General features: G+C 45.5%; 1 pseudogene. It reads right to left on the minus strand.

Annotated features, from left to right (window positions below):
- Positions 1–427 (minus strand): annotated as a pseudogene (gene dut, locus ACFIL3_RS11075) (dUTP diphosphatase); the annotation flags it as partial.
- Between the last annotated feature and the right edge of the window lie 153 nt (positions 428–580).

A 580-nucleotide genomic window follows, 5' to 3' on the forward strand; every position in this document is an offset into this window, starting at 1 on the left:
TTGGATTGAAAAGTCTTCTTGGCCTAAATTGATAAGAAGGACTTTGACTTCACCACGGTAGTCACACTCAATCGTTCTTGGAGTGTTGAGGCATGTAATGCCCGTGTTTTAAGGCTAAGCCAGAGCGTGGACGGATGCGTGCTTCAAACCCAAGGGATAAATGAAAAATGAGACCTGTTGGAATAAGAGCACGCTCCCCAGGTGCAAGAGTGAGCGTTTCTTCTTCTCCAATGGCGGCGCGTAGATCAAGGCCAGCAGAACCAGCCGTTGTATAGTGAGGAAGCTTTCTTGTCCCAAGTGTGGGATGCTGAACAGATAAAGTCTGGGCATGTGAAGGTTGAGAAGAGACTGGAGAAGAGTAAGGATACTTGTTTAGAGGTGCGTTTAGTGAAAAAACTTTGAAAGCAAATGCGCATTCCCTCTGCACTTTAAAAGCCCAAAGAATTTCCAGTGAAAGAGTAGTTGGGTATGTGTTATTTTGAGAGTAGCGATTTTTCAGAGCCTCTTAAGTGTGTCCCGTTGAACCAAAACCTCCTGTTCCACGGCTCTCGTTATGGCTTTGGGTATTTTGCTCTGGTTC

This window comes from Bartonella sp. CE47NXGY (genome assembly GCF_042195415.1).
Taxonomy (GTDB): domain Bacteria; phylum Pseudomonadota; class Alphaproteobacteria; order Rhizobiales; family Rhizobiaceae; genus Bartonella.